Below are 20099 nucleotides of genomic sequence, written 5' to 3'. Positions count from 1 at the left end.
CGCCCCGATTTCAGTTCGACCTGCCGTCCGCCGTGGCCGCACGCGCGACGGACGCAGCCCACGTGTTTTCTTCGCATCACCGTTTCCCGGAGAGTTCCATGAACGCCGCAGTTCCCCAGACCACCCTCGCCCTGCCCACCGCCAAGCTGCTGATCGACGGCGCGTTCGTCGAATCGCAAAGCGCCGAATGGGGCGACATCGTCAACCCCGCGACGCAGGAAGTGATCGGCCGCGTGCCGTACGCGACGCTCGACGAGGTCGATGCCGCGATCGCGTCCGCGCAGCGCGCGTTCCAGACCTGGAAGACGACGCCGATCGGCGCGCGGCTGCGCATCATGCTGAAGTTCCAGGACCTCGTGCGTCGCAATCTCGAACGGATCGCGCATACGCTGACGGCCGAGCAGGGCAAGACGCTGCCCGACGCGCAGGGCGACATCTTCCGCGGCCTCGAAGTGGTCGAGCATGCGTGCTCGATCGGCACGCTGCAGCAAGGCGAATTCGCGGAGAACGTCGCGGGCGGCGTCGACACCTACACGCTGCGCCAGCCGATCGGCGTGTGCGCGGGCATCACGCCGTTCAACTTCCCCGGCATGATCCCGCTGTGGATGTTCCCGATGGCGATCGTGTGCGGCAACACGTTCGTGCTGAAACCGTCGGAACAGGATCCGCTGTCGACGATGCAGCTCGTCGAACTCGCGATCGAGGCCGGCGTGCCGCAGGGCGTGCTGAACGTCGTGCACGGCGGCAAGACCGTGGTCGACCGTCTGTGCACGCATCCGGACATCAAGGCGATCTCGTTCGTCGGCTCGACGCGCGTCGGCACGCACGTGTACAACCTCGGCAGCCAGCACGGCAAGCGCGTGCAGTCGATGATGGGCGCGAAGAACCACGCGGTCGTGCTGCCCGATGCGCACCGCGAGCAGTCGATCAACGCGCTGGTCGGCGCGGGCTTCGGCGCGGCCGGCCAGCGCTGCATGGCGACGTCGGTCGTCGTGCTGGTCGGCCAGGCGCGCGACTGGCTGCCCGAGCTGGTCGAGAAGGCGAAGGCGCTGAAGGTCAACGCCGGCGCCGAAGCCGGCACGGACGTCGGCCCGGTCGTGTCGAAGGCGGCGAAGGCCCGCATCCTGTCGCTGATCGACGCGGGCGTGAAGGAAGGCGCGACGCTGCTGCTCGACGGCCGCGACGTGAAGGTGCCCGGCTACGAGCAGGGCAACTTCGTCGGCCCGACGATCTTCTCGAACGTGACGACCGACATGTCGATCTATCAGGAAGAAATCTTCGGGCCGGTGGTGGTCGTGCTCGAAGCCGACACGCTCGACGACGCGATCGCGCTGGTCAACCGCAACCCGATGGGCAACGGCGTCGGCCTGTTCACGCAGAGCGGCGCGGCCGCGCGCAAGTTCCAGAGCGAGATCGACATCGGCCAGGTCGGCATCAACATCCCGATCCCGGTGCCGGTCCCCTACTTCAGCTTCACCGGCTCGCGCGGCTCGAAGCTCGGCGATCTCGGCCCGTACGGCAAGCAGGTCGTGCAGTTCTACACGCAGACGAAGACGGTCACCGCGCGCTGGTTCGACGACGACGCGACGGCCGGCGGCGTGAACACGACGATCGCGCTGCGCTGATCAAGGAAGCCTGCACATGGAAATCGCATTCATCGGACTCGGCAACATGGGCGGCCCGATGGCCGCCAACCTGCTCAAGGCCGGCCACGCGCTGACGGTGTTCGACCTCGACGCGAACGCGGTCGACGCGGCGGTGCGCGCGGGCGCGACGGCGGCCGCGTCGCCGCGTGACGCGGCCGCCCGCGCGTCGCTGGTGATCACGATGCTGCCGGCCGCGCAGCACGTGCGCGCGGTCTACCTCGGCGACGACGGCGTGCTGGCCGGCGCGCGTGCCGGCGCGACGTTGGTCGACTGCAGCACGATCGATCCGGACACCGTGCGCGCGGTGGCCGACGCCGCCGCGCAGCGCGACTTCCCGCTCGCCGACGCGCCGGTGTCGGGCGGCACCGGCGGCGCGCAGGCCGGCACGCTGACCTTCATGGTCGGCGCGCAAGGCGCGCTGTTCGAGCGCATCCGCCCGGTGCTGCTCGACATGGGGAAGAACGTCGTGCACTGCGGCGGCACGGGCACCGGGCAGATCGCGAAGATCTGCAACAACCTGCTGCTCGGCATCTCGATGATGGGCGTGGCCGAAGCGATGGCGCTCGGCGCCGCGCTCGGCATCGATCCGGCCGTGCTGGCCGGCATCATCAACACGTCGACCGGCCGCTGCTGGAGTTCTGACACCTACAACCCGTACCCTGGCGTGAACGACGCGGCACCCGCCGCGCGCGGCTACTCGGGCGGTTTCGCCGCGAACCTGATGCTGAAGGATCTCGGGCTCGCGACCGAAGCCGCACGCAGCGCACGGCAGCCGGTGTGGATGGGCGCGCTCGCGCAGCAGCTCTATCAGTCGATGAGCCAGCAGGGGCTCGGCACGCTCGACTTCTCCGCGTGCGTGAAGCTGTACGAGGCGCAGCCCGCGTAACGCGGCCGGCGGACGTGCGACGGCCCGCGCTGCCCGTCAACGGCATCGCGGGTCGGTTCACATCCGGAGCGGTGCGGAGGTGACGGCCGCGCGCGCGACGCGGCGCTTATCCGCGCGGGTTCGACGCGGTCTCGAAGGTCGGATGGCACTCGAACGCGAGTTCGGAGCGCGCGTCGACGCGGCGGCCGCCGGTCACCGACTCCTGCTTCAGGCTCGCGCGCATGCCGCGCTGCGTGCAGTAGTTGGTCGCTTCGTCGACGGCTTTCGCATGGGCGTCGGCCCACGTCGTCGACACGCCGAGCGTGCGCGTCGTCACGGTGAAGACGTTCGGATTCGACGTCGTGGTCACGTCGGAAGCGGTCGAACATGCGGCGAGCAAGCATGCAACGGCCGCGATGGTCAACCCTCGCAGGGATCGAAAAGATAGAGCAATGGACATGGGGGGCAAGCGCGCGTCGATTCGACGGCATTGAGCAACATAGGCGACAGTATGCCTGCCCGATCGCCGGAGATCATGCCCTTTTCAGTGAACACATTGTTTCGAATGGTTAAACGATGGGCGCTGCCGGCAGGATTTACGGCCCGCGTCACGCCCGTCGTTGCGCAGCGTGTCGCTTTTCCCGGCTTCCCGGCCGGCGCACGGTTTCTGCCCGGCGACCGGCATCGGCCGGCGCGCCGGTCAGTGCGCACGCGCCTGCCGGATTCTCGCCGAAGCCTCCTCCAGGCTTCGCCACGCCGGTTGGCCGGGCGCATAGCGCGCGCGGATGTATGCGGCGAGTTCGGCCATCTGCCGGTCGTCGAACGCGTCGCGGAAGCCGGGCATGTAGCCGAGCCCGTCGGTGGCCGGATGGTCGATCCCGTCGTGCAGCACGCGCAGCAGGTTGTCGGGCGTCGCCTGGCTGACGCTCGTGTTGAGCCCCATCAGCGGACGCACGCCGAAATGCCCGACCCCGCCCGTCTCCGCGTGACAGACCGCGCACGCGGCATCGAACGCGCGCCGGCCGCTCTCGAGGCCGAGCGTCGCGACCGCTTCCGCACCGCGTGCATGGCGGGTCGCCGCGTCGACGGCCACCGCGGCATCGACGGGCGGCGACAGCGACGCCAGATAATGCGCGATCGCCCGGACGTCCGATTCGGGCAGCGCCGCGAGCCCCGCGACGACCGGCGCCATCGGCCCGGCCGCGACACCGTGCTGCGCGGAGAAGCCCGTGCGCAGGTAGTCGAACAACGCGCCTTCGGTCCACGGCACCGGCGACGCCGGCGACGCGACGAGCGGCGGCGCGACCCACCCCTCGGCCTCGCCGCCGGCCAGATAAGCGCGAGCGCCCCGTTCCGCGCCGAGCGCGTTGCGCGGCGTATGGCACGCGCCGCAGTGCCCGGCGCCGTCGACCAGATACTTGCCGCGATTCCACGACGCGGAGTGCGCCGGATCCGGCACGAACGGCCGCGCGTCGTGAAACAGCCAGTTCCATCCGGCGACGAGGCGCCGCTGGTCGAGCGGGAACGGCAGCTTCGTCTTCGGCGGCGCATGCTTCACCGGCGGCTGCGACATCAGGTATGCATACAGCGCGAGCAGGTCGGGCTCGCTCAGCTTCGCGAACGCGGTGTACGGAAACGCCGGATACAGATGCGAGCCGTCGCGCCCGATGCCTTCGCGCATCGCGCGCGCGAACGCCGGATACGACCATGCGCCGATGCCGGTTTCCGGATCGGGCGTGATGTTGGTCGTGTAGATCGTGCCGAACGGCGTGTCGAGCGCGAGACCGCCCGCATTGGCCGCGCCGCCCGGCGCGGTATGGCAGACCGCGCAATCGCCGGCGAGCGCGATCAGGCGGCCGCGTTCGAGTGTCGCCGCGCTCCACATCGCGCCGTCCGCGCCGCCGGGTGCGACCGGGGCGATCGACGCTGGGCCCGGCAGGATCGCGCAGGCCAGCCCGATCAGCCCGCCGACGACCCCGCCCGCGCCGCCACCGGCCAGCCAGCGGCGCCAGCGCGATGACGCGCGGCGCGGCGCGCCGGAACGGCGCTCGCCGACATCGGCCGGCTCCGACCGGGCCAGCGCGTCGCGAATCCGCGCGGCGTCGAACGGCGGCGCGCGAAAACGCACGCCCGTCGCGTCATACAGCGCGTTCGCGATCGCGGCCGCCGCCGGCGCGGCCGCCTGTTCGATCCGTTGCGCGTCGTATGCCGACAGCGACTGCGCGCGACCGACGCCCGGCTCTGCGTCGTCGAACGCGACGAGTTCATGCGCGATCGCATCCGGCGCGACATCGCCGCCGGTCTCGTCATGCGCCGGCCGTGCGGACAGCCGCGCGCCCATCACGCGCGAAATCGCCGCCTCGATCTGCCACGCGGGCAAGCCCGCCATCGACGCCTGCCCGGGCTCGCCCGCGCCCTGCCCGGCGACGACGCGGCGCACCGCGACGTCGCCCGTCGCGCGATCGACGTCGAGATCGACGACCCATGCGGACCAGTGCGGATCGCTGTCGCGGTCGTTGTCGCGGCCCGCGTCCGCGTGCGGGATTTCGCCTGCGGACGGCGCCTCGAGCACGCCCGCACCGTCGAACGCAAAGCCGCGCCCACTGAGGCGGTCCTGCGCCGCTGTATGGGCACGGCCCGCGGCCGGTTCGCCCCACGCCGCGCGTTCGCTGACCATCCGGATGATCTCGCGCGGCCCGGCATCGCGCGACGCATCGAGATGCTGCAGGCGCAATGCGACCGGATCGCGCCGCAGCGCACCGGCCAGTTCGTCGACGAACGACTCGCGCGCGAATGCGTGCGCGTGGTCGGGAATCGTGTGGTGGACGTCGGCCATCTCGATCGACGTCTGCGCATGTCGATAGACGAACGGCGACGACCGAGACGATGCCCCGCATTGCGCCGCCGCGCGCCGCGCATCCGGTGTCGTGCCGGCCCGCGCGCGATAGCGCCACGTCGTCATCCGCCCATCGGCGGCGGTCCGCGTTTCGAGCTCGAACGACGCGTGCGCACGCGCATCGCCGATCGGCCATTCGTAGCGCGCGCGGTGCATGCGCGCCGCGTCGTCCGCACGCCGCGCCGAACCGGCCACCGCTTCATCGCGCCGCACATCGCTCGCATCGGCTTCGGGCTGCGCGGGCACGCTCAGGTCATGCTTCATCGCCGTCGTCCCGCAGATAGCGCGCGGCCCGATGCACCGCGCGGATGATCTCCAGATGCGTGCCGCAGCGACAGAGATTGAAGCGCAGCGCGTCGCGGATCGCCGCATCGTCCGGCGACGGATTACGGTCGAGCAGCGCCTTCGTGCTCATGATCATGCCGTTCAGGCAATAGCCGCACTGCGCGGCCTGCTCGTCGATGAACGCGCGCTGGATCGGATGCGGCGCGTCGCGCGAGCCGAGCCCTTCGAGCGTCGTCACGTCGCGCCCGTGCGCGGCGGCGGCCGGCACGACGCACGCGCGCGTCGCCTGAGCATCGACCAGCACCGTACACGCGCCGCACTGCCCGAATCCGCAGCCGTACTTCGGGCCGTTGAGCGCGCAGTCGTTGCGCAGGACCAGCAGCAGCGGCGCGTCGGGCGCGGCAGCGTCGAACGTGTGCGGCGTGCCGTTCACGCGAAACGCGAGCGGCCGCGACGGGGAAGCGGGATGGGACATGAAGGGATCCGGAATGCGGGGCGCGGGCCGGCAGGCCGTGACTTGGGGGCCGGCAGCGGGCACGGCCGCCGGCTCGCGACGGGCCGGCGTCGCGCGCAGCGCTCACGTATAACACGCCGAAATGCGTACCGCCGCATCGATCACCGATACGGCGGCGCGGCATCCGGCGCGGACACCGCATGCGCGTCAGGCGACGGCCGCCACGTTGCCGCGCGACGGCGACGGCGACACCAGCGGCACGTCGAACACGTCGTAGCCGAACACCCACGACGGATCCTCGTTGGTGCGCAGCCACGTGTTGTTGTGCGACACGAGCTGCACCTTCGACGCGCGTGCCGCGCGGTTCGCCTCGTACAGCGCGAACGCACCCGCGTAATCGCCGATGCCGACTTCGTCGAGGCAGCGCGCGAGCATCGCCGCATCCTCGATCGCCATCGCCGCGCCCTGCGCCATGTGCGGCTTCATCGGATGGCATGCGTCGCCGAGCAGCACGAGACGGCCGCGACTCCACAACGGCAGCGGGTCGCGCTCGAGCAGCGGCCACTTCGTGATCGACGGCGACACGTCGATCAGATGCTGGATGTCGGCGTGGAAGCCGGCGAACGCCTCGCGCATTTCATCGCGGCTGCTGTCGACCATCGACACGCCTTCCGGCCACTCGGCCTGCGGCACGCCGGTCACGTAGTAGTACTCGTCGCGCTTCTCGGTCACGTAGTAGACCATCATGTGGCGATCCTCCGACCACCATTTCACGCACATGTCGTACGGCTTGTTGCCGAGCAGCGAGGCCGGGAACACCGCGCGATGCGCGACATAGCCCGTATAGCGCGGCGGCTCCGCGCCGAGCAGATGCTCGCGGATCCGCGAGTTCACGCCGTCCGCGCCGATCACGATGTCGGCCGTCTCGACGCTGCCGTCGGCAAACGTCAGGCGCACCGCGTCACCCGTGTCCTCCACCGCCGCGAGCCGCTTGCCGAAGCGGATCGTGCCGGGCGTCACCGCCTGCGTCATCAGCGCGTGGAAATCGCCGCGATGCACGGTCAGGTAGCTCGCGCCGTAGGTCCTGCGCGCGTAGTCGCCGAGCGGAATCCGCGACAGTACGTCGGCCGTCTGCCAGTCGCGGCTGTACCAGCAATCCGGATGCGAACCCATCGTCTCCAGCGCGTCCTCGCAGCCGATGCGCCGCATGATCTTCATCACGTTCGGGCCGAGATGGATGCCCGCGCCGAGGCGCGAGAACGCCGGCGCCTGCTCGTACAGCGCGACGTCGTAGCCGCCGCGCTGCAGCAGCGCCGCGGCGGCCGTGCCGCCGAGACCGGCGCCGATGATTGCGATACGGGGTTTGCTCATGCGGATCTCCTGATCGTGAGCCCGGCGCCGGACGCGGCACGAGAACGGGCGGATTGAATGGCGTTTATGTAGCGTACACACTCAATTTATTCAAGACAAGAGGATTATTTCCGGTGATCGACACACCCGGGAAAACACCAATAAAACCTCATATATATCCGCAAATAAACGATCTATGCCTGAAAGGAATCATTTTGACCCATTGTCATTTTCAAATGTACACACTAGACTTTCCCCGAAACCAGGCGATCCCGCGCCAGCGTGCCGCCCCACCCTTACCGACACGGAGCCTCCCGTCATGAGCAAGACCTACCGCATCGGCCAGATCGTGCCGAGTTCCAACACGACGATGGAAACCGAGATTCCCGCGATGCTGCGGTTGCGCGAGGCGATCCGGCCCGAGCGCTTCACGTATCACTCGAGCCGGATGCGGATGAAGAAGGTCGTCAAGGAAGAACTCGCGGCGATGGACGCCGAGTCCGACCGCTGCGCGGTGGAACTGAGCGATGCGCGCGTCGACGTGCTCGGCTACGCGTGCCTCGTCGCGATCATGGCGATGGGCCACGGCTATCACCGCGTGTCGCAGGCGCGCCTCACGAAGCACACGGCCGACAACGGCGCGCAGGCGCCGGTGCTGACGAGCGCGGGCGCGCTCGTCGATGCGCTGAAGGTGATCGGCGCGAAGCGCATCGTGGTGGTCGCGCCGTACATGCTGCCGCTGACCGAGCTCGTGGTCGACTACATCCGCAACGAAGGCTACGACGTGATCGCGTATCGCGCGCTCGAGATCCCCGACAACCTCGACGTCGGCCGCCACGACCCGGCGCGCCTGCCCGACATCGTGAAGACGCTGCCGTACCAGGACGCCGATGCGATCGTGCTGTCCGCGTGCGTGCAGATGCCGTCGCTGCCGGCCGTCGCGAAGGTCGAGGCGATGACGGGTAAGCCCGTGATCACGGCCGCGATCGCGACGACCTACGCGATGCTGCGCGAACTCGATCTCGAACCGATCGTGCCCGGCGCCGGCGCGCTGCTGTCCGGCGCGTATTGAGCGCCCCGCTACTTCGGAGCATCGCCATGTCCTCGACTTTCCTGTACGGCGCGAACGTCCGCGCCAACGGCATCCGCCAGCACTACCTGCGCTACGGCGGCGCCACGGGCGCGCGCGCGTCGCGCCCCGCGATCGTGCTGATTCCCGGCATCACGAGCCCCGCGATCACGTGGGGCTTCGTCGGCGAGGTGTTCGGCGCGGCATTCGACACCTATGTGCTCGACGTGCGCGGCCGCGGGCTGTCCGACGCGTCGCCGTCGCTCGACTACGGCCTCGATGCGCAAGCCGACGACATCGCGACGTTCGTCGCCGCGCTCGGCCTGCCGCGCACGAGCCTGGTCGGCCATTCGATGGGCGCGCGGATCGCCGCGCGCGCGGCACGGCGCGGCGTCCGCGGGCTCGAATCGGTCGTGCTCGTCGATCCGCCGGTGTCCGGCCCGAACCGCCGCGACTATCCGGGCAAGCTGCCGTGGTACATCGACTCGATGGCGCTCGCGCGCGCCGGCACCGACGCCGAAGGGATGCGCGCGTTCTGCCCGACCTGGACCGACGCCGAGTTGCAACTGCGCGCCGAGTGGCTGCATACCTGCGACGAGCGCGCGGTGCGCACGTCGTACGAAGGCTTCCACACCGACGACTTCCACGCGGATGCCGCGCAACTGGCCGTGCCGTCGCTGCTGATCACGGCCGAGCGCGGCGACGTGGTGCGCGACGACGATGTCGTCGAACTGCAGCGTGCGACGCCGTCGATGCAGCACGTGCGCGTGCCCGATGCCGGCCACATGATCCCGTGGGACAACGCGGCGGGCTTCTACGCGGCGTTCGGCAACTTCCTCGGCGCGCCGCTCGCGGCCTGATTTCGCCCCCCTTCCCTTCACGCCATTACCGGAGCCGACGATGCCAGTCAGCGACTATCAACTGATCGACGCGTGGAAGCAGGTGCTCACGCTGTCGCGCCTCGAACCGGGCCAGACCGTCACGATCCTGACGAGCGCGGCCACTCATCCGCAGACGCTGTCGTGCGCGCTGATCGCGACGCAATCGATGGGCGCGATCGTCAACCGGCTCGACCTGCCGCCGGTGAACGGCGAGAAGGCGTTCAGCCGCGACCCGCTCGCGTATCTCGGCACGACGCCGCTCACCGGCAACCGCGCCGCGATCGCCGCATTGCGCGAGAGCGACCTCGTGCTCGACCTGATGACGCTGCTGTTCTCGCCCGAGCAGCACGACATCCTGAAATCCGGCACGAAGATCCTGCTCGCGGTCGAGCCGCCCGAAGTGCTGGTGCGGATGGTGCCGACACTGGCCGACCGCACGCGCGTGCTCGGCGCCGCGCAGAAAATCGCCGCCGCGCGCGAGATGCGCGTGACCTCCGCGGCCGGCACGGCGCTCGTGTGCCCGCTCGGCGATTTCCCGCCGACCGCCGAATACGGCTTCGTCGACGCGCCGGGCCGCTGGGACCACTGGCCGAGCGGCTTCGCGCTGACCTTCCCGAACGACCGCACCGCGCGCGGCACGATCGTGATCGATCGCGGCGACATCCTGCTGCCGCAGAAACATTACGTGAGCGAGCCGATCGCGCTGACCGTCGAAGGCGGCTATGCGACGCGCATCGAAGGCGGCGTCGATGCCGACCTGCTGCGCGACTACATGGAAACCTTCGCGGACCCGGAAGGCTATGCGATCTCGCACATCGGCTGGGGGCTGCAGCCGCGCGCGCGCTGGTCGACGCTCGGCCTGTACGACCGCGAGGCGACGATCGGGATGGATGCGCGTGCGTTCGAAGGCAACTTCCTGTTCTCGCTCGGCCCGAACAACGAAGGCGGCGGCACCCGCACGACCACCTGCCACATCGACATCCCGCTGCGCCGCTGCACGGTCGAGCTCGACGGCGAGACCGTCGTGCGCGAAGGCCGCGTGACCGATCAACCCGCCTGACCGACGAGTGCCCGACACCATGACCGATCTTTCCCGCCACGCCGAAGAAAACGTCTACCGCCAGCAGGGTTTCGGCACGCCGCTGCCGCCGCACGGCAACATCGGACTGCTGATCGTCGACTTCGTGGTCGGCTTCGCCGATCCCGCGACGTTCGGCGGCGGCAACATCGCGCCGGCGATCGCGCGCACGACGCGGGCGCTCGCGCTCGCGCGCGCACGCGGCTGGCCGGTCGCGCACAGCCGCATCGTGTACGCGGACGACGGCAGCGACGACAACGTGTTCTCGCTGAAGGTGCCCGGCATGGCGACGCTGACCGAGCACCATCCGAACAGCGCGATCGTGCCCGAACTCACGCCCGCCGCCGGCGAACTCGTCGTGCGCAAGACCGTGCCGTCGGCGTTCTTCGGCACGCAGCTCGCGCCGTGGCTCGCGCAGCGCGCGGTGCAGACGCTGCTCGTCGCGGGTGCGGTGACGAGCGGCTGCGTGCGCGCGAGCGTGGTCGACGCGATGTCGCACGGGTTCCGCCCGCTCGTGCTCGCCGATTGCGTCGGCGATCGCGCGATCGCGCCGCACGACGCGAACCTGTTCGACATGCAGCAGAAATACGCGGCCGTGATGCCGCTCGACGATGCGATCGCGGCGATCGATGCCATGCACGCGCGCTGAGCCGCCGCGCCGATCGCGGGCGGTGCGGCACGGGTGGGACGAACGGCAGCCGTGCCCGCGCCGGCGCGCGATTGACGCTGCGCTTTTGGCGACCTAGATTGACCGCGTGCGCCATCGCGCACGCCCGGGCCGTCGCCCCGTGCGCGGCACGCGGCAGCAGCGCCGCAGGCGCAGGCGCAGGCGCCGCGACCGGCCGCCGGTCGCGCCCTCCCCGACAGGACACCTGAACCGTGAACCGCTCCGAACTGCTTGCGCGCGACGGCTGCCTGACCGTGATCCGGCGGCCCGCGCCGCCGCCCAAGCCGGCGCCCGGCCAGCCGGGCAGCCTGTCGTCGTACGTGCCGGCGCTGCCCGAGGTGTTCGTCGCGATCCTCGACGACGGACGCATCCTCGCGTTCAACGGCCACGTCGACCTCGGCACCGGCATCCGCACGTCGCTCGCGCAGATCGTGGCGGAGGAGCTCGACGTGCCGGCCGCGCGCGTGACGATGGTGCTCGGCGACACGGCCGCGACGCCGAACCAGGGTCCGACCATCGCGAGCGCGACGATCCAGATTTCCGCGACGCCGCTGCGCTGCGCGGCCGCGCAGGCACGCCACGCGCTGCTGGCGCTGGCCGCCGAGCGCTTCGGTGTCGACCCCGCGCAACTGAGCATCGACGACGGCACGATCGCAGCGCCCGCCGGCGGGCACACCGCAACGTTCGCCGCGCTCGTCGCGGCGCGCCGCATCGCGCTCACGCTCGACCTGAACGCCCGCACGAAGGATCCCGCCCGCTACCGGATCGTCGGCCGGTCGTCGCCGCGCGTCGACCTGCCCGCGAAGGCCACCGGCCAGCTCACGTTCGTGCACGACATGCGCGTGCCGGGCATGCTGCACGGCCGCGTCGTGCGGCCGCCGTATGCGGGCCACGACAGCGGCGCGTTCGTCGGCACGTCGCTGGTCGACGTCGATCGCGCGTCGGTCGCCGACGTGCCCGGGCTCGTGGCGGTCGTCGCGCTCGGCGACTTCGTCGGCGTCGTCGCCGAGCGCGAGGAACACGCGATCCGCGCGGCACGTCAGTTGCGCGTCACGTGGCGCCCACATCCCGCGCTGCCGCCGCTCGACACGCCCGCGGCCGCGATCGCCGCCGCGCCCGCGCAACGCCGGTTGCTGCTCGACGAAGGCGACGTCGACGCGGCACGCGCGCAACCCGGCACGATCACGCTGTCGCGCACCTATGCGTGGCCGTTCCAGATGCACGGCTCGATCGGCCCGTCGTGCGCGCTCGCCGACTATCGCGCACCCGGCGACGGCCGGATCACCGTATGGTCCGGCACCCAGAACCCCGTATCGCTGCGCTACGACCTCGCGACGCTCGTGGCGCGCGACGAAGCCGATATCGACATCGTGCGGATGGAAGCGGCCGGCTGCTACGGCCGCAACGGCGCGGACGACGTCTGCGGCGACGCGCTGCTGCTGTCGCGCGCGGTCGGCCGCCCGGTGCGCGTGCAGCTGTCGCGCGCGGACGAGCATCTGTGGGAACCGAAGGGCGCCGGGCAGCTGATGCAGGTGACGGGCACCGTGACGCGCGACGGCCGCCTGCTCGGCTACGACTTCACGACGCGCTATCCGTCGAACGACGCGCCGCTGCTCGCGACGCTCCTGACCGGCGCGATCGCGCCCGAACCGCGCGTGTTCGAAATGGGCGACCGCACCGCCGTGTCGCCGTATGAAAGCCCGAACCGCCGCTTCGTCTGCGAGGATCTCGCGCCGCTCGTGCGCGCCTCGTGGCTGCGCGGCGTGTCGGCATTGCCGAACTCGTTCGCGCACGACGCGTTCGTCGACGAATGCGCGGCGCTGGCCGGCATCGATCCGCTCGCGTTCCGGCTGCGCCATCTCAAGGACACGCGCGCGACCGAACTGCTGCAGGCCGTCGCCGATCGCGCGGGCTGGACGCCGCGGCACGCGGACCGCAGCAATGAAGCGCAAACAGCGCGCGTCGTCCGCGGACGCGGTATCGCATACGCACGCTACGTCCACAGCCGCTTCCCCGGTTTCGGCGCGGCCTGGTCCGCATGGATCGTCGACCTGAGCGTCGATCGCGTATCGGGCGAGATCCGCATCGAACGCGTGACGGTCGGCCAGGACACCGGCACGATGATCAACCCCGACGGCGTGCGCCACCAGATCCACGGCAACGTGATCCAGGTACTGAGCCGCACGCTGAAGGAGCGCGTGCGGTTTGCCGACGGCAAGGTCGCGTCGCGCGAATGGGCGAGTTATCCGATCCTGACGTTCGACGAAGTGCCGGACGTCGACGTGGTGCTGATGCCGCGGCAAGGCGAACCGCCGCTCGGCGCGGGCGAATCGGCGTCGGTGCCGGGGCCCGCCGCCGTCGCGAATGCGCTGTTCGATGCGACCGGCGTGCGCTTCTACGCGCCGCCGTTCACGCCCGAGACGGTGCGCGCCGCGCTGCGCGAGGCTGGCCGGCTTCCGCCTACCGAAGCGAGTGTCGCGGCAAGCGCCGCATGAGGCCGGTTTGCATCGAGGGCCGACGGCGCCGCGCGTCACGCGTCGCCGTCGGCCTCCATCATCTTGCGCAGCAGGTACTGCAATGCGACGCGTTCGCCCGGATTGAGCGACCCGTACGTGCGCTCGGTCACCTGCCGCGCGAACGGCACCGTGCGGTCGATCAGCGCGAGGCCCGCCGCGGTCGCGCGCACGATCAGCTTGCGGCCGTCGTTCGGGTCGGGCAGCACCTCGACCAGCGCGCGCGTCTTCAAGCGCTCGACGACGCCGCGAATGGTCGCCTGGTCGATCGCGGTCGCCTTCACGATGTCGTTCAGCGAACACGCCTGCTTTTCCTTGACCGCGCACAGCGCGACGAACTGCGCGGCCGTCAGGTCCGAATCGGGGATCGCTTCCTGGAAGATCGCAACGTGCCGCTGATAGGCACGGCGCAGCAGGTGCCCGACCTGGTCGTGAAAGTCGTAGGAATCCTTGGAAGACGCCATGAAGATGAAGGCTCGCGCGGCATGAATGGGAAAGGCAAGCAGTGTACACCCTCAAATCGGTGCATCCGGTCACGCGGCCGCTGCTTCGTTGCGGTGCGTCAGGGTTCTTCGCGCCCTACCCGCGTCGCGCCCGACAAGCGCCCGACTATGTCGGCCTGCTCGCGGACATCGCCGCTGCAACGCCCGCGGCTCGCGCGATCCGGCGGGGCTGCCGGACGCGCGCGCTCCGAACGCCGAAGCACTGGCGTGCACACACTCCACTTTTGAGCGTATACGCACGAATTTCGTGCATACCATAGGCCGGGCAAAAACCATGCTGGTATGTGCATATTCCCGTATAAATCCCCGAAAAATTTGGGGCTTATCCGGCTTATCGATCTATCCCGAGGCGTTCATTTCCATGCCTGCGCGATTCCGTATTTTCTAGTGTGTACGCTATGTAATTGGCGTGCTATACAGACTCCAGCGCGCGGCGAACCTTCGCTCGCGTCGAACGGCCACCCACTTCATCCGTCACATTCGAACAGGGGCAATCCCATGTCTACCGCACACCCGAGCGCCGCCGTCTCCGCCGACGACACGCTGCACGGCGCGCTCTACCGCAAGGTCACGCTGCGCCTGATCACGCTGTTCTGCCTGTGCTATTTCGCGGCCTATCTCGACCGCATCAACATCGGGCTCGCGAAGCTGCAGATGCTCGACGCGCTGAAGTTCAGCGACACCGTGTACGGGCTCGGCGCCGGCCTGTTCTTCGCCGGCTACATCCTGTTCGAAGTCCCGAGCAATCTGGTGCTGCAGCGCGTCGGCGCGAAGCTGTGGATCGCACGGATCATGATCACGTGGGGCCTGCTGTCGGGCGCGACGATGTTCGTGCATACGCCGATGCAGTTCTACGTCGTGCGCTTCCTGCTCGGCGCCGCCGAAGCCGGCTTCCTGCCCGGCGTGCTGCTGTACCTGACCCAGTGGTATCCCGATGCGCGCCGCGCACGGATCGTCGCGCTGTTCATGGTCGGGCTGCCGCTGTCGAGCATGATCGGCAGCCCGATCTCCGGCTGGATCATGCGTGCGTTCGACGGCGTGCACGGGCTCGGCGGCTGGCAGTGGCTGTTCCTGCTCGAGGCATTGCCGTCGGTGCTGCTCGGCTTCGCGGTGCTGCGCTGGCTGCCCAACAGCATCGAGACCGCGCGCTGGCTGAACGCGGACGAGCAGCGCACGCTGCGCGCGAACCTCGATGCCGATCCGTCCGGCAACAAGAGCCACGCGCTCGGCCGCGCGTTCTCCGATCCGAAGGTGTGGGCACTCGGCCTCATCGACCTGTGCGTGCTGCTCGGGCTGTACGCGGTGAGCTTCTGGCTGCCGACGATCCTGCGCGACACCGGCGTGAAGGACGCGTATCACATCGGCTGGCTGATGGTGATCCCGAATGCCGCGGCCGTGCTCGCGACGCTGTATTGCGGCGCGAGCTCCGACCGCGCGCGCGAGCGCCGCTGGCATATCGTCGTGCCGTTCCTGGTGTCGGCCGTCGCGCTCGCATTCGCCGCCGCGTCGTCGCACGGCACGCTCGCGACCGTGCTGCTGTTCTCGCTGATCAACGCGGGCGCGGCCGCCGCGATGCCGGTCGTCTGGGCGCTGCCGTCCACGTTCCTGAAGGGCTCGGCCGCCGCCGGCGGGATCGCGTTCGCGTGCTCGATCGCGAACCTCGGCGGCTTCGGCAGCACCTACTTCATCGGCTGGCTGCGCGACACGTTCCATTCGCAAAGCGCGGGGCTGTACGGCTTCGCCGCATGCATGCTGGTCGGATGCGCGCTCGCGCTCGCGTATCCTGCGAAGCTCGTGAACCGCTGATGCGCTCCATGCGCGCGGCGACCCGAGGTCGTCGCGCGCGATTCGCACGACTCTCCGCGTATCGATGCGTGCCCAACGATATGCGCGCATGCCCCCTCTCGCCCTTCCGCATTCGTCACAGCGCCCCCGGCTGACGGCTTGAACAGCTTTCCTGGGCGCCGCACTCGCGCACAGGTCGCCTCTCGACGTGCCGCACTGCCTTTTTACAAACACGTCACCTCGCGCGCGTGTTCGCGCACGGCATGCCGCACCTCCTCGCGCCGCATCCCGCCACACCGGCGCGTGCGCATGTGCTGCCGTGCAGGCACGTCGTTTGCGATATCAACGCGCCCGCCCCCCCCGGGGCGGACGGCAATCCTTCCTTCAACCCGGCGCTGCACACCGCGCGAGTCCTCGCGCGGCGATTCCGCATCGCAAGCAGGGTTCCCCCTGAACGAGAGGACGACATGAAATCCATACGAACGATAGTGGCCCTGTGCTCGGTCATTTCCGTACTCACGGCGTGCGGCGGAGACAGCAACGACGTCGGCACCGTGCTCGGCATCTCGAAGCCGCAGGCGCGCTTCATCAACGCGGTGCCGGCCGGCCCGAATCTCGACTACTACCTGAACGCGAAGCTCGATGCGTCGGGTGTCGCGTACAAGGGCGTGACCCGTTATCACGACATCGATTCGGGCACGCAGACCGCCAGTTACGACGTATCGGGAACGACCACGACCGTCGCGTCGCAGTCGTTCGGCGCGGCGAACGGTCACCACTACACGACCATCGCGTTGCCGAGCACCTCGTCGGCGATTTCGCTGATCGACGATCCGTTCGACAAGAAGCTGCTGTCCGACAAGGCGCGCGTGCGCAGCTTCAACGCGTCGCCGAACACGCAGAACGTCGACGTGTACGTCGTGCCGCCGGGCACCGACATCAACACGCAAAGCCCGACGCTGGCGGGCGCCGCGTATCAGAACGCCGTGCCGGCATCCACGCAGGATTCCATCTACCTGAATGGCGGAACCTACCAGGTGATCGTCACGACGGCCGGCAGCAAGGCGCCGATCCTGAAGACCGCGCCGGTCGCGATCAACAACAACGCCGACTGGCTGCTGGTGACGATTCCGGCGGGCGGCATCGGCGACGTGACGCCGAACGACATTCACGTGCTCGTCGCGCAGGGCAACGATGCGGACACGTCCGCACAGGAACTCGGCCCGCAATAACGGATAACGGCTTCGGCGGACCGCCGGCCGGCGGTCCGCCCGGCAGCCCTCGCTACGTCGTCAGTCGGTCCGCTCGAGACGGATCACGTGCTCGACCCGCGTACCGTCGCCGTGCTCGACATCGACATCGCCGACATGCCGGACGCGCCAGCCCGGCCGCGTCGCAATCTGCGGCACGTTGCCGCCCGGCCGGCTGTCGATGCCGCCGAGCCCTTCGTCGGGCGTCTCGACCGCGTCGTCGAGCGACGCATTCGAATAGATCACGTTGTCGTGCCACTCGGTCGCGCCGCTGCGCGCCTCCATGCCCTTGCCGTCGACGTCGACCGTGTTGTCGGTCATCGCCATGTTCGCGTTGTCGAGCGTGACGATCCTGCCGCTGGCGCGACGCACCGGATCGCCGCTGTCGACCGCATGCGCGCCGACATCGATCGGCGGCAGGCCGGTCGGCGTCTTCGCCGCGACGGCCTCAGGGGTCAGCGCCCGCTTCGTGACCTCGGCGGCTTCGGCGACCTCGGCGGCCTGGGTCGCCGCATCGGGCATGTCGCCGGCCGCCGGCGTCTGCACCGGGCTCTTCGCGATCTGTTCGCGCTGCTGTTTCGGGGTTGGGTTCGATTCCGCGTTGTGCATCGCACCTCCTGTTCCGGACGGCGTGCGCCGGCGGGATGCAGCCGGCGCCGGTCCGGGAATCGCTACAACGGTCGTTGCAAATCTTTCACGCGCACGGCGCCGCCCACGCGTGCCCTGTGACACGCGTGCCGCGCCGACAGCCGTCCCGGCGGCACGCGGGCGACGGGCCCGCGCATGCCGCCCGCGCCCGACCGTCAGCCGCCGCTTGCTCCCGCGGGCGCGGAAGCGGCGCCGGGCATGCTCGCCGGGCCGCCGGCCGTGCCGCTGCCCGGCATGCCCGACGGCGCGGTGGACGGCGCCGGCGCCATGCTGCTGGTGGAGCCGGTTGAGCCCCCGCCGGTAGTGGTATCGCTCTCGCTCTTCTTCTGGCAACCCGCACCCACCGCCAGGCCGGCAATCAGGATGCCGGCGAAGACGACCCGCGATACGTGACGAATGGAATATCGCTGCATGACACCTCCGCTGATGTCGACTGGATGGAGACCTGTGGCGAGCAATGCGCGTGCCGTCCATCGCCTCCATTGCCACCGCCGGCGACCCGGCCCCATTCATTTTTCAAATGCCCCCCAGCCGAATATTTAATTTCCCATCGCCGCGACGGCCACCCATACTCGCGAACAAATCCGAGACATCACGTCCACGGCGGCCGGGCCGGCGCTGCGTGCACACGCTGCCGGTTCGCGCCCCGCACATGGAAGGAGACAACGCGTGCAACTGGAAGCCACCCACCGCGCGGGCATCGTGCTCGGCGCGGACGACGCATTGCATCGAACCGGTACCGCCGCGCGCGACCCCGCGCTGAGCCCCCGGCTGCACAACCCCGACCTCGCGCCGACCAAGGCGGAGGGCCGCACCTGGGGCCGCTACAGCATCTTCGCGCTGTGGACCAACGACGTGCACAACATCGCGAACTACTCGTTCGCGATCGGGCTGTTCGCGCTCGGCCTGTCGGGCTGGCAGATGCTCGCATCGCTCGCGATCGGCGCGGTGCTGGTGTACGGCTTCATGAACCTCACCGGCTACATGGGCCAGAAGACCGGCGTGCCGTTCCCGGTGATCAGCCGGATGAGCTTCGGCATCTACGGCGCGCTGTTGCCCGCGATGATCCGCGCGGTGATCGCGATCGCATGGTTCGGAATCCAGACCTATCTCGCGTCGGTCGTGCTGCGCGTGCTGCTCACCGCGATCTGGCCGGGCCTCGCCGCGTTCGACCAGAACGCGATCTGCGGGCTGTCGACGCTCGGCTGGGTCACGTTCGTCGCGATCTGGCTGGTGCAGATCGGCATCCTCACCTACGGGATGGAGATGGTCCGCAAGTACGAAGGGCTCGCCGGCCCGATCATCCTCGTCACGACGCTGTCGCTCGCCGCGTGGATGTTCAGCCGCACCGGCGGCCATCTCGCGATGTCGATCGGCAAGCCGATGACCGGCCTGAAGATGTGGACCGAAGTGTTCGCGGGCGGCGCGCTGTGGCTTGCAATCTACGGCACGCTGGTGCTCAATTTCTGCGATTTCGCGCGCGCGTCGCCGAGCGCGAAGACGGTGCGGGTCGGCAACTTCTGGGGCCTGCCGGTGAACATCCTGGTGTTCGCGACGATCAGCTTCGTGCTCGCGGGCGCGCAGTTCAAGCTGAACGGCCAGATCATCCACAGCCCGACGGAAATCATCGCGACGGTGCCGAACAAGCTGTTCCTCGTGCTCGGTTGCCTCGCATTCCTGATCGTGACGGTCGCGGTGAACATCATGGCGAACTTCGTCGCGCCGGCCTTCGTGCTGACGAGCCTCGCGCCGCACCGCCTGACGTTCCGCCGCGCGGGCCTGATCAGCGCGACGGTCGCGGTGCTGATCCTGCCGTGGAACCTGTACAACAGCCCGATCGTGATCGTCTACTTCCTGTCCGGCCTCGGCGCGCTGCTCGGCCCGCTGTACGGCATCATCACGGTCGACTACTGGCTCGTGCGCAAGCAGCGCGTGAACGTGCCGGACCTTTATACCGAAGCGCCGAGCGGCGCGTATTTCTACACGCGCGGCGTGAACCGCAAGGCGCTCGCGGCGCTCGTGCCGTCCGCGCTGATCTCGATCACGCTCGCCGTCGTGCCGGCCTTCAGCGCGATGACGCCGTTCTCCTGGCTGCTCGGCGCGGCCATCGCGGGCAGCGTGTACTGGCTGACGGCCGATCGCAAACGGCAATACGACGAGCGCTCGGGCGAGCCCATCGCGGTCGCCTGCGCCCGACACTGAACGCAGC

General features: G+C 69.5%; 17 protein-coding genes. 10 read left to right on the top strand and 7 right to left on the bottom strand.

What is annotated here, in order from left to right; genetic code table 11:
- Positions 1-98 precede the first annotated feature (98 nt).
- Together U4012_RS27640 and mmsB are read left to right on the top strand one after the other, a co-directional pair.
- Positions 99-1625: a CoA-acylating methylmalonate-semialdehyde dehydrogenase gene (locus tag U4012_RS27640; RefSeq protein ID WP_044843899.1), complete on the top strand. Its 1527-nt coding sequence runs from the start codon at positions 99-101 to the stop codon at positions 1623-1625.
- Positions 1626-1641: 16 nt separating this feature from the next.
- The gene (gene mmsB / locus U4012_RS27635) at positions 1642-2532 is read left to right on the top strand and encodes a 3-hydroxyisobutyrate dehydrogenase (RefSeq protein ID WP_321802324.1); all 891 of its coding nucleotides are present in this window, start codon (positions 1642-1644) and stop codon (positions 2530-2532) included.
- Between the two features lie 106 nt (positions 2533-2638).
- Here mmsB and U4012_RS27630 read toward each other — a convergent pair whose 3' ends face one another.
- The 4 genes from U4012_RS27630 to U4012_RS27615 all read right to left on the bottom strand — a co-directional run bounded on the left by U4012_RS27630 (position 2639) and on the right by U4012_RS27615 (position 7517).
- Positions 2639-2971 carry a hypothetical protein gene (locus U4012_RS27630; RefSeq protein ID WP_044843897.1) on the bottom strand — a complete coding sequence of 111 codons (333 nt, stop codon included), beginning with the start codon at positions 2969-2971 and terminating at the stop codon, positions 2639-2641.
- A 240-nt stretch (positions 2972-3211) separates the two neighbouring features.
- Entirely contained in the window at positions 3212-5671 is a 2460-nt protein-coding gene (locus U4012_RS27625; RefSeq protein ID WP_415750410.1) for a c-type cytochrome, read from the bottom strand.
- Positions 5661-6167 (bottom strand): (2Fe-2S)-binding protein, encoded by a 507-nt coding sequence (locus tag U4012_RS27620; protein ID WP_044843895.1) that lies wholly within the window; start codon positions 6165-6167, stop codon positions 5661-5663. Before U4012_RS27620 ends, U4012_RS27625 begins: the two co-directional genes overlap by 11 nt.
- 186 nt (positions 6168-6353) lie before the next feature.
- Positions 6354-7517, bottom strand: a complete 1164-nt coding sequence (locus U4012_RS27615; RefSeq protein WP_044843894.1) for an FAD-dependent monooxygenase — start codon at positions 7515-7517, stop codon at positions 6354-6356.
- Between the two features lie 298 nt (positions 7518-7815).
- Between U4012_RS27615 and U4012_RS27610 the strand changes: the two genes are divergently transcribed.
- From U4012_RS27610 to U4012_RS27590, 5 genes are all read left to right on the top strand, one after another.
- Positions 7816-8568, top strand: a complete 753-nt coding sequence (locus tag U4012_RS27610; RefSeq protein WP_044843893.1) for an Asp/Glu racemase — start codon at positions 7816-7818, stop codon at positions 8566-8568.
- A gap of 26 nt (positions 8569-8594) precedes the next feature.
- Positions 8595-9425 carry an alpha/beta hydrolase gene (locus U4012_RS27605; RefSeq protein ID WP_321802323.1) on the top strand — a complete coding sequence of 277 codons (831 nt, stop codon included), beginning with the start codon at positions 8595-8597 and terminating at the stop codon, positions 9423-9425.
- A gap of 40 nt (positions 9426-9465) precedes the next feature.
- On the top strand, positions 9466-10506 hold the full coding sequence (locus U4012_RS27600) for a 2,5-dihydroxypyridine 5,6-dioxygenase (RefSeq protein ID WP_321802322.1): 1041 nt from the start codon (positions 9466-9468) through the stop codon (positions 10504-10506).
- A gap of 19 nt (positions 10507-10525) precedes the next feature.
- Positions 10526-11173, top strand: a complete 648-nt coding sequence (locus U4012_RS27595; RefSeq protein ID WP_321802321.1) for an isochorismatase family protein — start codon at positions 10526-10528, stop codon at positions 11171-11173.
- 230 nt (positions 11174-11403) lie between these two features.
- Complete coding sequence (locus U4012_RS27590; protein ID WP_321802320.1) at positions 11404-13686, top strand: xanthine dehydrogenase family protein molybdopterin-binding subunit; 2283 nt, start codon at positions 11404-11406, stop codon at positions 13684-13686.
- Between the two features lie 35 nt (positions 13687-13721).
- Here U4012_RS27590 and U4012_RS27585 read toward each other — a convergent pair whose 3' ends face one another.
- Positions 13722-14168, bottom strand: coding sequence for a MarR family winged helix-turn-helix transcriptional regulator (locus U4012_RS27585; RefSeq protein ID WP_321802319.1), 447 nt, complete (start codon positions 14166-14168; stop codon positions 13722-13724).
- Between the two features lie 537 nt (positions 14169-14705).
- Between U4012_RS27585 and U4012_RS27580 the strand changes: the two genes are divergently transcribed.
- Both U4012_RS27580 and U4012_RS27575 read left to right on the top strand, forming a co-directional pair.
- Positions 14706-16013, top strand: coding sequence for an MFS transporter (locus tag U4012_RS27580; RefSeq protein ID WP_321802318.1), 1308 nt, complete (start codon positions 14706-14708; stop codon positions 16011-16013).
- A gap of 446 nt (positions 16014-16459) precedes the next feature.
- Positions 16460-17224, top strand: coding sequence for a DUF4397 domain-containing protein (locus U4012_RS27575; protein ID WP_044843886.1), 765 nt, complete (start codon positions 16460-16462; stop codon positions 17222-17224).
- Between the two features lie 60 nt (positions 17225-17284).
- On the opposite strand, the gene U4012_RS27570 is transcribed toward U4012_RS27575, so the two are convergent.
- Positions 17285-17851 carry a DUF3005 domain-containing protein gene (locus U4012_RS27570; protein ID WP_044843885.1) on the bottom strand — a complete coding sequence of 189 codons (567 nt, stop codon included), beginning with the start codon at positions 17849-17851 and terminating at the stop codon, positions 17285-17287.
- A 194-nt stretch (positions 17852-18045) separates the two neighbouring features.
- On the bottom strand, positions 18046-18303 hold the full coding sequence (locus tag U4012_RS27565; RefSeq protein ID WP_321802317.1) for a hypothetical protein: 258 nt from the start codon (positions 18301-18303) through the stop codon (positions 18046-18048).
- Between the two features lie 256 nt (positions 18304-18559).
- Here U4012_RS27565 and U4012_RS27560 point away from each other — a divergent pair, with 256 nt between their 5' ends.
- Entirely contained in the window at positions 18560-20092 is a 1533-nt protein-coding gene (locus tag U4012_RS27560; protein WP_135800980.1) for an NCS1 family nucleobase:cation symporter-1, read from the top strand.
- The last annotated feature ends 7 nt before the right edge of the window (positions 20093-20099 follow it).

This window comes from Burkholderia sp. BCC1988, from assembly GCF_905339895.1.
Classification (GTDB): domain Bacteria; phylum Pseudomonadota; class Gammaproteobacteria; order Burkholderiales; family Burkholderiaceae; genus Burkholderia.
Note: the sequence above shows the minus strand (reverse complement) of the source record. Positions and strands in the feature narration are given on the sequence as shown.

Coding starts and splice junctions, on each gene's coding strand:
- U4012_RS27640 (WP_044843899.1), top strand. CDS start 99: ATGAACGCCGCAGTTCCCCAGACCACCCTCGCCCTGCCCACCGCCAAG.
- mmsB (WP_321802324.1), top strand. CDS start 1,642: ATGGAAATCGCATTCATCGGACTCGGCAACATGGGCGGCCCGATGGCC.
- U4012_RS27630 (WP_044843897.1), bottom strand. CDS start 2,971: ATGTCCATTGCTCTATCTTTTCGATCCCTGCGAGGGTTGACCATCGCG.
- U4012_RS27625 (WP_415750410.1), bottom strand. CDS start 5,671: ATGAAGCATGACCTGAGCGTGCCCGCGCAGCCCGAAGCCGATGCGAGC.
- U4012_RS27620 (WP_044843895.1), bottom strand. CDS start 6,167: ATGTCCCATCCCGCTTCCCCGTCGCGGCCGCTCGCGTTTCGCGTGAAC.
- U4012_RS27615 (WP_044843894.1), bottom strand. CDS start 7,517: ATGAGCAAACCCCGTATCGCAATCATCGGCGCCGGTCTCGGCGGCACG.
- U4012_RS27610 (WP_044843893.1), top strand. CDS start 7,816: ATGAGCAAGACCTACCGCATCGGCCAGATCGTGCCGAGTTCCAACACG.
- U4012_RS27605 (WP_321802323.1), top strand. CDS start 8,595: ATGTCCTCGACTTTCCTGTACGGCGCGAACGTCCGCGCCAACGGCATC.
- U4012_RS27600 (WP_321802322.1), top strand. CDS start 9,466: ATGCCAGTCAGCGACTATCAACTGATCGACGCGTGGAAGCAGGTGCTC.
- U4012_RS27595 (WP_321802321.1), top strand. CDS start 10,526: ATGACCGATCTTTCCCGCCACGCCGAAGAAAACGTCTACCGCCAGCAG.
- U4012_RS27585 (WP_321802319.1), bottom strand. CDS start 14,168: ATGGCGTCTTCCAAGGATTCCTACGACTTTCACGACCAGGTCGGGCAC.
- U4012_RS27580 (WP_321802318.1), top strand. CDS start 14,706: ATGTCTACCGCACACCCGAGCGCCGCCGTCTCCGCCGACGACACGCTG.
- U4012_RS27575 (WP_044843886.1), top strand. CDS start 16,460: ATGAAATCCATACGAACGATAGTGGCCCTGTGCTCGGTCATTTCCGTA.
- U4012_RS27570 (WP_044843885.1), bottom strand. CDS start 17,851: ATGCACAACGCGGAATCGAACCCAACCCCGAAACAGCAGCGCGAACAG.
- U4012_RS27565 (WP_321802317.1), bottom strand. CDS start 18,303: ATGCAGCGATATTCCATTCGTCACGTATCGCGGGTCGTCTTCGCCGGC.